This is a genomic window from Kitasatospora sp. NPDC059812 (assembly GCF_042732075.1).
Classification (GTDB): domain Bacteria; phylum Actinomycetota; class Actinomycetes; order Streptomycetales; family Streptomycetaceae; genus Kitasatospora.
The window spans coordinates 25,544-34,543 of the sequence record NZ_JBHWIO010000033.1; the positions used below are offsets into that span (position 1 = coordinate 25,544).

9 protein-coding genes are annotated in these 9,000 nt (G+C 69.9%); 6 read left to right on the plus strand and 3 right to left on the minus strand.

The window, feature by feature from the left end:
• Positions 1-118 precede the first annotated feature (118 nt).
• Genes ACFV6D_RS18550 through ACFV6D_RS18565 form a run of 4 tightly spaced genes read left to right on the plus strand, consistent with a single transcriptional unit; the run spans position 119 to position 4,224 of the window.
• On the plus strand, positions 119-1,534 hold the full coding sequence (locus tag ACFV6D_RS18550) for an efflux RND transporter periplasmic adaptor subunit (protein ID WP_380560504.1): 1,416 nt from the start codon (positions 119-121) through the stop codon (positions 1,532-1,534).
• A gap of 2 nt (positions 1,535-1,536) precedes the next feature.
• Positions 1,537-2,340 (plus strand): ABC transporter ATP-binding protein, encoded by an 804-nt coding sequence (locus ACFV6D_RS18555; protein ID WP_380560505.1) that lies wholly within the window; start codon positions 1,537-1,539, stop codon positions 2,338-2,340.
• Positions 2,337-3,548, plus strand: coding sequence for an ABC transporter permease (locus ACFV6D_RS18560; protein ID WP_380560506.1), 1,212 nt, complete (start codon positions 2,337-2,339; stop codon positions 3,546-3,548). Before ACFV6D_RS18555 ends, ACFV6D_RS18560 begins: the two co-directional genes overlap by 4 nt.
• 7 nt (positions 3,549-3,555) lie before the next feature.
• Positions 3,556-4,224 carry a DUF5666 domain-containing protein gene (locus ACFV6D_RS18565; RefSeq protein ID WP_380560507.1) on the plus strand — a complete coding sequence of 223 codons (669 nt, stop codon included), beginning with the start codon at positions 3,556-3,558 and terminating at the stop codon, positions 4,222-4,224.
• 144 nt (positions 4,225-4,368) lie between these two features.
• Here ACFV6D_RS18565 and ACFV6D_RS18570 read toward each other — a convergent pair whose 3' ends face one another.
• Positions 4,369-4,623, minus strand: coding sequence for a hypothetical protein (locus ACFV6D_RS18570; RefSeq protein WP_063348409.1), 255 nt, complete (start codon positions 4,621-4,623; stop codon positions 4,369-4,371).
• On the minus strand, positions 4,620-4,982 hold the full coding sequence (locus ACFV6D_RS18575; RefSeq protein ID WP_371517817.1) for an ATP-binding protein: 363 nt from the start codon (positions 4,980-4,982) through the stop codon (positions 4,620-4,622). Before ACFV6D_RS18575 ends, ACFV6D_RS18570 begins: the two co-directional genes overlap by 4 nt.
• A 186-nt stretch (positions 4,983-5,168) precedes the next feature.
• Here ACFV6D_RS18575 and ACFV6D_RS18580 point away from each other — a divergent pair, with 186 nt between their 5' ends.
• Both ACFV6D_RS18580 and ACFV6D_RS18585 read left to right on the plus strand, forming a co-directional pair.
• Positions 5,169-6,035, plus strand: a complete 867-nt coding sequence (locus ACFV6D_RS18580) for a helix-turn-helix domain-containing protein (protein WP_380560508.1) — start codon at positions 5,169-5,171, stop codon at positions 6,033-6,035.
• Positions 6,028-6,228, plus strand: a complete 201-nt coding sequence (locus tag ACFV6D_RS18585; RefSeq protein ID WP_380560509.1) for a DUF397 domain-containing protein — start codon at positions 6,028-6,030, stop codon at positions 6,226-6,228. The genes ACFV6D_RS18580 and ACFV6D_RS18585 overlap by 8 nt, the downstream gene beginning before the upstream one ends.
• Before the next feature lie 56 nt (positions 6,229-6,284).
• Here ACFV6D_RS18585 and ACFV6D_RS18590 read toward each other — a convergent pair whose 3' ends face one another.
• A complete protein-coding gene (locus tag ACFV6D_RS18590) occupies positions 6,285-8,486 on the minus strand; it encodes a transglycosylase domain-containing protein (RefSeq protein ID WP_380560510.1) in 2,202 nt (733 codons plus the stop codon).
• Between the last annotated feature and the right edge of the window lie 514 nt (positions 8,487-9,000).

The window sequence follows — 9,000 nt, forward strand, 5'->3', positions numbered from 1 at the left end:
ACGGCCAAGGCGCCCGCGCGAACCGGGCGGTGTGACCGGAATGCCCGGATCCGCCCGGTCAGTCTTCTCCCAGCCCGCGCCCAGGGCTCCGCAAGAGCGCCCAGGAAAGCTGTCCGGCATGAAGGTGCTCCCGCGACGGCGAGGCGTCGTCCTCGTCAACTCCGCGCTCGGCGTGGCGCTCCTGGGCGGTGCCGCCCTGGTGTACGCCACAGTGAACAGCGGCACCAGTGCCGCCGCCGGCAAGACCCAGATCCGTACGGCGACCGTGGCCAAGGGAACGGTCCTGGCCACCGTGTCCGGAACCGGCACCCTGGTCTCACCGACCGACGCGGCCCAGGACTTCGCCACCGGCGGCCGGCTCACCTCGGTCAAGGTCGCGGTCGGGGACGCCGTCAAGAAGGGCCAGCTGCTCGCCACCGTCGACACCACGGCCGCCCAGCAGCAGGTGGACGCCGCCCAGGCGTCCCTCACCACGGCCAACGCCAACCTCACCAAGGCGCAGGCCGGTGTCACCACCACGACCACCCAGCCGCTGCCGGGTGCGACCTCCGGCGCCGGCGGCAACGGCGGTGGTGGTGGGGAACGCGGAGCGGGCGCGAACAGCACGCCCGCTCCGCAGACCACCACCATCACCACCACCAAGGTCGACGACGCGGCTGTCGCCCAGGCCCAGCAGCAGGTCGCCACCGCGCAGACCACCCTCGCCAACGCCCAGGCGGCGCTGACCGGCACCACCCTGACCGCCTCGGTGGACGGGACGGTCGCGTCCGTCTCGGCGAAGGTCGGCGACACCGTGGGCGCGAGCTCCGGTGGCTCGTCCGGCTCCTCCGGTTCCGCCGGTTCCGCCGGGTCGGCCGGGTCGACCGGCAAGTCGTCCACCGGCGGCACCGCTTCGGGCGGCGCGCCGAGCGGCTTCATCGTGCTGACCAACCCGACCGGGATGCAGGTCACCGCCAACTTCTCCGAACTGGACTCGCTCAAGCTCAAGAAGGGCGAGGCGGCCACCGTCACCCTGAACGCGCAGTCCGACACCAAGCTCAACGCCAGTGTCCTGTCCGTCAGTTCGCTGCCCAGCAGCGGCGGCGGCAGCGCCGGCTCGACCGCCGTCCAGTACGCCGCCACGCTCCAGCTCAGCGGCGACACCAGCGCGCTGCGCACCGGCCTCAGCGCCACCGTCCAGGTGATCACCGGCGAGGCGGACAGCGCGCTGTCACTGCCCACCTCCGCCCTCTCCGGCACCGGCACCAGCCGCACCGCGACCGTGGTGCACCCGGACGGCTCCAGCGAGCGGGTCAGCGTCGGGGTCGGCGTCGAGGGCGACAGCACGGTGCAGGTGGTCTCCGGGCTGAAGGAGGGCGACAAGGTCGAACTCCCCACCACCAGCGGCGGCAACGGCTTCCCGAACGCCTCCTTCCCGGGGATCGGCGGCGGCCAGGGCCGTGGCGGCCAGGGCGGCGGCGCCGGACTGGCGGGCGTCGGCGGGGGCGGCGGTGCCGCCGGCGGCGGCGGGGCCGGCCGGGGCGGTAAGGGCTGAGCATGCATCACGTCATCGACAAGCGCGTCCCGGCGGCGCCCCCGCCCGTCATCCAGCTGCGCCGGATCACCAAGGCGTACGGGCACGGCGACGCCGTCGTGCACGCGCTGCACGGCCCGGAGGACCCGGACACCGGCGGCCCGCTCGGCGTCAGCCTGAACATCCACCAGGGCGACTACGTCGCGGTGATGGGCAGCTCCGGCTCCGGCAAGTCCACCATGATGAACATCCTCGGCTGCCTGGACGTCCCGACCGCCGGCCGCTACCTGCTGGACGGCATCGACGTCGGCCACCTCGACGAAGGACAGCTCGCGCTGGTCCGCAACCGCAAGATCGGCTTCGTCTTCCAGTCCTTCAACCTGATCCCGCGCACCACCGCGCTCGCCCAGGTCGAGCTGCCGCTCGCCTACGCGGGCGTCCGGGCCTCGGAGCGGCGCCGCCGGGCCCTGGCCGCGCTCTCCCTGGTCGGCCTCGCCGAGCGCGCCGGGCACCGGCCCAACCAGCTCTCCGGCGGCCAGCAGCAGCGCGTCGCGGTCGCCCGGGCACTGGTCACCGCACCGGCGATGCTGCTCGCCGACGAGCCCACCGGCAACCTGGACAGCCGCTCCACCGAGGAGGTCCTCGACCTCGTCGACGCGCTCAACGCCACCGGCCGCACCGTCGTCCTGATCACCCACGAGGACGAAGTCGCGCGGCACGCCAAGCGGGTGCTCCGGCTGGTCGACGGCCGGATCGTCAGCGACGTCCGGCAGGCCCCGGTGGACGGGCCGCCGCCGCTGCTGCGCGAGCTGGGGGTGCCGGCGTGATCCTCTGGCAGATGCTCCGCTTCGCGGTCGGCGGCCTGGCCGCCAACAAGGTGCGCTCGGCGCTCACCATGCTCGGGGTGCTGATCGGCGTCGCCTCGGTGATCCTGCTGCTGGCCGTCGGCAACGGCTCGTCGGTCGCGGTGAAGGAGTCGATCACCTCGCTCGGCACCAACTCGCTCACGGTCAGCTCCGGTTCGGCCAGCGGCGGCGCCCGTGCCACCTCCTCGGTGAAGAAGCTGACCGTCGCCGACGCCAAGGCACTGGCCGCCGACACCGACTCGACCGCGATCAAGTCGGTCGCCCCCGTGGTCACCACCAGCGGGACGGCGCTGTACGGGGACATCTCGTACAGCCCCGGCTCGATCGTCGGCACCTACCCGGCGTACTTCGAGACCGCCAACCAGAAGGTCGCGCACGGCGAGTACTTCACCGACGACGACGTGCTCGGCTCGCGCAAGGTCGCGGTGCTCGGCGCCACGACGGCCAAGCAGCTGTTCGACACCGCGGACCCGGTCGGCAAGAAGATCGTCCTCGGCGGCACGCCGTTCACCGTGGTCGGCGTGCTCCAGGCCAAGGGCGGCAGCGGCTTCACCGACCCGGACGACGTGGTGATCGCCCCGCTGCCGACCGTGCAGAACGCCTTCACCGGCTTCGGATCGGTCAACCAGATCCTGGTGCAGGCCAGTTCGGCCGACAGCACGACCGCGGCCCAGGCCGAGATCACCCGGGTGCTGCTCGGCACCCACGCCATCGCCGACCCGACCAAGGCCGACTTCCGGATCACCAGCCAGTCCTCGCTGCTCACGGCGAGGGAGAGCACCACCAAGACCTTCACCGTGCTGCTCGGCGCGGTGGCGGCGATCTCGCTGCTCGTCGGCGGGATCGGGATCACCAACATCATGCTGGTGACGGTCACCGAGCGGACCAGGGAGATCGGCATCCGTAAGGCGCTCGGCGCCCCGCGCGCGGTGATCCTCGGGCAGTTCCTCACCGAATCGACCCTGCTCTCGGTGCTCGGCGCCGGGCTCGGGGTGGCCGCCGGGATCGCCGGCTCGCACTTCAGCATCGTCGGCATCAAACCGGTGGTGATCCCCGAATCCGTGATCGGCGCGTTCGGCATCGCCGTCGCCATCGGGCTGTTCTTCGGCAGCTACCCCGCCAACCGGGCCGCCTCGCTGCGGCCGATCGACGCCCTCCGGCACGAGTAGGACTCCCATGAGCAACGAGATCGCCACGGTCAGCAGCAGCACGCCGGCCGAGCAGGTCGCCCTGCTCGCCACCCCGCCGGACGCCCGCGACGTCACCGCCGAGCTCGCCGCCCCGCCGCGCCGCAAGCTGCCCTGGCTCAGCCTGGTGCTGGCGGGGGGCGTCATCGCCAGCGGGGCCTTCGCGGGCGGGGTCTGGTACCAGCAGAACCACGGGACGAACAGCGGCGCCTCGCACGCGACGGCTTCCGCCGCCGGGCAGCAGCGGGCGGCCGGGGCGGGTGGTGGTGGCGGGGGGTACGGGCAGAGCGGGTCCCGCCGGGGTGGGCAGGGTGGTGCCCAGGGTTCCGGCCAGGGCGCTGGTCAGGGCGCTGGGCAGGGCGGCCAGGGCGGGTTCACCCGGGGTACGGTCAAGGCCGTCGACGGCACCACCGTCTACCTGACCGACGCCAACGGCAACACCGTCAAGGTCACCACCGGCGACGCGACGAAGGTCCAGCTCAACAAGGAGGGCAAGGTCGCCGACCTCCAGCCCGGCCAGAGCGTGACCGTCGTCGGCACCCCCGACGCCAACGGCAGCTACGCGGCCAGCCAGCTCGTCGAAGGCGCGGCGGCCGGGGCGGGCGGCGCGGGCGGTTTCGGCGGTGGAGGTGCTCCCAAGAACCCGTCCGGGGGCTGACCCCGTAGCTCCCGGACGCCGCGAGGCCCTCGCCCATCCCTGGGGCGAGGGCCTTCGCGTGTGCTCAGCGCCAGTCGTTGCGGTCGTCGTCGGGGTGCGGCGTCCTGAGGGTCGCGATGACGCTGAGAGCCGCGGTGAAACCCATCACCCCCACGCCTCGTCCCGTTCCACGTCGCGGAGGAGGTGGAGGAGGTTGAGCAGAGTGCTCACGGGGGCGTTGCCGAAGTCGACGAGGATGCGGCCGTCGAGGGTGGTCTCGTGGGGGAAGGCGGAGCCCCAGAGGAGACCGTAGGAGCGCCCGCGCTGGTGCACCTCGCCGAGCAGGGCGACGATCTGGGGCTGGGTGTAGTCGCGCATCCGGGGGTCGTCCGGCGCGACGGGTTCGCGGGCGGCGCTCACGCGGCGAAGTCCAGCTCGTACCAGACGGTTTTGCCGCGCTCCTGGGAGTCCACGCCCCAGCGGTGCGTGAGCCCTTCGATGAGCTGGAGCCCCCGGCCGGTCGTGGCCAGGGCGGGGAGCTGGCGTCGTTCGGGGAAGACGTCGCTCTCGTCCGAGACGGAGACCCGGAGGGTGCCGTCGAGGAGCGAGAGGAGGACGACGGGGGAGGCGGTCTTGCCGTGCCGCCAGGCGTTGACGACCAGTTCGGCCAGGGCGAGTTCGGCGAAGAAGATGGTCTCGGCGTCCCACCCGGAGCGGGTCAGGGCGTCCCGCAGGGACTGCCGGGCGAGCGCGAGCGAGGGGGTGTTGAGGGTGCACACGGGAACCTCCGCGAGGCTGCTGGTGTGGGGAATGCCTTCGAGCAGGCATTGTTGACGATCAGTCTGATCGCTTGATGGTGACGATAGCGCAGGCCGCCACAGATTTGTGGTGGCCTGCGAGAAGTTCCCTCTAACGTGGCTGCGCCCCTGAGGCAGACTGGTCCCACGAGCTGCAGAGAGGACCCCATGGCCCTTCGATCGAACCCAACTCTCCGCCAACGGCGGCTGGGTGCCGAGCTGCGCAGGATGCGGGAGCAGGCTGGCCTCGGCGGCAGTCAGCTTGCCCGCGAGCTGGGTATCAATCCTGCCCATGTGACGCAGATGGAGAGCGGGAAGACCGGCATCAGCGTCGAACGCCTGCGTACGATCGCCGCGCTGTGCATGTGCGTCAACGAGCCGTTGATCGATGCGCTGGCGGACATCATCACGGACCGCGACAAAGGGGGTTGGTGGGAGGAGTATCGGGGCCGCCTCTCACAGCACTTCCTGGAGATGGCCGAGATGGAAGGTCGTGCCGGTGGACTCTCGACCTACACGATGGCCTTCATCCCCGGGTTGCTCCAGACCACTGCTTACGCTTCTGCGGTCTTCGCTCGGGGCTTCCCACTTCTTCCCCAGCATGAGGTTGACCTGAGGACCGCCTTCCGTGTGCGGCGGCAGCACGTGGTCCGATCCGGTGAAACTCCGTACTCTGCATACATCCATGAGGCGGCGCTGCGCATGCAGTTCAGTGGGCCCAGGGTTCAAGCCGAGCAGCTGGGCAGCCTCATCGAGGACTCCGAGCGGTCGACCATCTCGATCCGAGTCGTGCTGTTCAACGTGGATACGCTCCCGGTCAACCACGAGAACTTCACTTACGTTGAAGGTCCGATCGCTGAGCTCGATACAGCGCAGATGGATTCAGGCCTCGATAGTGTGGTCTTTGACGCACCGGCCCATATCGCCCAGTTCCGTTCCGTGCTCGACCGGATCGATTCGGCGGCTCTCTCGGAAGAGGAGTCCCGGGATTTCATTCAATCCATCAAGAATGATATGGAAAGCAAACATGCCTAACTCTGTCTGGCAGAAGTCCAGTTACTCGGCTGCGAACTCCGAATGCGTTGAGGTTCGCGCGGTCGCCGGGGCAATCGAACTCCGGGAGTCCGACGAGGGCGAGGTCATCGTCCGCACCACCGCCCACAGGTTCGCTTCGTTCCTCCAGGGCGCGAAGGCGGGCGAGTTCGACCACCTCACCGCCGACGCCTGAGCGAAACGATCCGGCGGCCCCTTGCTGCTCGCAAGGGGCCGCCGGTGTAACTGCTGTCAGTGCTGCTGGTCGGGCTGGTTGGTGGCCGGGGCGCCCGTGCCGGTGCCGGTGTTGTTCGGGTCGGTCTTGGGGGCCGGGTCGGGGATGTCGGCCATCGGCAGGGACTGCTTGGGCGTGCCGCGCAGGGCCTGGTTCATGGCGTCGCGCCAGATCGGGCCGGGGCCGTCGGCGCCGAACACCTCGGTGCGGTACTTCCCGTTGATGGTGAGGTTGCGCATTTCGACGCCGCCGTTGGGGCCGCCGAGCCAGACGGCGGTGGCGAGCTGCGGGGTGTAGCCGTTGAACCAGGCGGCCCGCTTGCGGTCCGAGGTGCCGGTCTTGCCGGCGATCTGGCGGTTGTCGTCGAGGTTGAGCGCCGCGCCGGTGCCCTTGTTCTCGGTCACGCCGTTCAGGACGGTGTTCATCGCCCGCGCCGTGTCATCGGAGAACGCCTTCTCGCACTGGCCGGCCGGGACGGGGACGTCCTTGCCGTCCACGGTGGTGATCTTGTTGATGGCGATCGGGGCGCAGTGCTTGCCCTGGGCGGCGAAGGTCGCGTAGATGTTGGCCATGGTCAGCGGGCTCATCTCCTCCACTCCCAGGGCCATCGCGGGGACCTCCTCCAGCGGCTTGCCGCTGGCCTTGCTGGTGACGCCCAGCTTGTTGGCCATCTGCTTGACCGCGCAGAGGCCGATCTCCTGCTCCATCTGCACGAAGTAGGTGTTGACCGAGAGGGCCATGGCCTGCTTCAGCTGGTAGGGGCCCTTCTCGCTGGCGGACTCGTTGGGCACCACCGCCTTGGGCCGTCCCTGGTTCTTCCAGGTGCCCTCGCACGTCTTCATCGTGGGGTATTCCATCGAGTTCGGGGCCGAGTACTCCTGGGTCGCCGGCAGGCCCGCCTCCAGGGCCGCGGCCGCGACGACCGGCTTGAACGTGGAGCCGGGCTGGAAGCCGTTGCCGCCGCCCATCGCCGCGTCGACGTTGAGGTTGACGACGGTCTGGTTCTTGTTGGCGTCCAGGCCGTACGGGCGGGTCTGGGCCATGGCGAGGATCTTGCCGGTGCCGGGTTCGACCATGGTGGCGGCGGCCGAGACGCTGTCCGTGACCTTCACGTTGGCGGTCACCGCGTTCTGGGCGGCGGCCTGCTTGTCCGGGTCCAGCGTGGTGTAGATGTTCAGGCCGCCGGTGTCCCAGAACTTCTTGCGGTCGGCGGCGCTCTGGCCGAACGCCGGGTCCTGCTTGACCACGTGCCGGACGTAGTCGCAGAAGAAGCCCATGCCGCCCTGGGCGGTGGCGGTGATGCAACCGTTCTGCGGATCCTTGAAGTTGAGACCCAGCGGGGCGGCCTTGGCCTCCTTGGCCTGGTCCGCGGTGATGTGCTTGTTCTCCAGCATCTTGTCGATGACCGTGTCCCGGCGCTTCTGCGCGGCCACCGGGTGCAGCTTCGGGTCGTACTGGGAGGGGTTCTGCACCAGCCCGGCCAGCATGGCGGCCTCGGCGATGGTCAGGTCCTTGTTGCTCTTGCTGAAGTAGCGCTGGGAGGCGGCCTCCACGCCGTAGGCGCCGTTCCCGTAGTACGTGATGTTGAGGTAGTTGGTGAGGATCTGGTCCTTCGGCAGGTCCTCCTCCAGCTTGATCGCGACCTTGAGCTCCTGGATCTTGCGACCCAGGGTCTTGCGCTGCGCCTCCAGCACCGCGGCCTGATCCTCGCCCGCCTTCTCGACGTTGACGTTCTTCACGTACTGCTGGGTCAGCGTCGAGGCACCCTGCGAGGCGGTGCCGCTCTCGGCGTTCTTGCCGATCGCCCGGAGCACGCCCTTGAGGTCGACGGCGCCGTGCTCGTAGAAGCGGGCGTCCTCGATGTCCACCTGGGCCTGCCGCATGAACGGCGACATCTGCTCAGGGGCGAGGACGGTGCGGTCACGCTCGTACACCTTGGCGATCAGGCCGCCCTTGGCGTCGAAGATCTGCGTCGCCTGGGTGAGCGGCGGAGTCTTGAAGTCGCTGGGGATGTCTTCGAAGCCCTCCGCCGTGCCCTTGGCAGTCAGCCCGAAACCGCCGGCGGCAGGCAGGGCGAGGCCCGCCAGCAGCACACCGGACACCACGCTCGCCGCCAGGAAGATCGCACCGAAGCGGGCCAGCCGAAGCGGCGCCTTGCGGGGCGGGGGGAGAGCCGCGCTGTCGGAGGAATTCCATATCGGAGGGAGATTCGATTCCATCCAGGAATGCTAGCCCGCACACCTCGCTGGTCGAACGATTTTTCGTGCGCGGCTGTCACGGCTGTGCAACAGATACCGGAATTCGACTCCAATACATCAAGTCGCATACGCACCAAATAAGCGCAATAAGAAATTTAGGCCACCCGCAACCAATTCAGCTCCCCCTCGGTGGCACGACCACGGACCACGCCTGCCCGCCTACCGCGCCCTCCCCCTCTCGCAGCCCCGACACCACTTAGATGCCGCGAGCGGCCCAAAAGGTTGCCTACGCCCGGGAGCCTCGACGCCGACCTGCGCGACCTGCCCCCGCCCGGCCCCACCGACAGCGCCCCGACGCGCCCCACCCCCTCCCACACCCAGCCGCTGACGGCGCGCCACGGCACTGTCCGAGTCCCCTCAGCGCAGGAAGTCGGCCGAGCCGACTTGCAGGGCCCGAACCCCCCCCCCCCCCCGGCGCGGTGGGGGGGGCAGACCCCCCCGCCGGTGTTGTGGTGTTTGGAGAATTTGTAAGGGT

What these genes read in the sequence shown, in the direction of transcription:
- ACFV6D_RS18550 (WP_380560504.1), top strand. Translation starts at nt 119, where the DNA reads ATGAAGGTGCTCCCGCGACGGCGAGGCGTCGTCCTCGTCAACTCCGCG.
- ACFV6D_RS18555 (WP_380560505.1), top strand. Translation starts at nt 1,537, where the DNA reads ATGCATCACGTCATCGACAAGCGCGTCCCGGCGGCGCCCCCGCCCGTC.
- ACFV6D_RS18565 (WP_380560507.1), top strand. Translation starts at nt 3,556, where the DNA reads ATGAGCAACGAGATCGCCACGGTCAGCAGCAGCACGCCGGCCGAGCAG.
- ACFV6D_RS18580 (WP_380560508.1), top strand. Translation starts at nt 5,169, where the DNA reads ATGGCCCTTCGATCGAACCCAACTCTCCGCCAACGGCGGCTGGGTGCC.
- ACFV6D_RS18585 (WP_380560509.1), top strand. Translation starts at nt 6,028, where the DNA reads ATGCCTAACTCTGTCTGGCAGAAGTCCAGTTACTCGGCTGCGAACTCC.
- ACFV6D_RS18590 (WP_380560510.1), bottom strand. Translation starts at nt 8,486, where the DNA reads ATGGAATCGAATCTCCCTCCGATATGGAATTCCTCCGACAGCGCGGCT.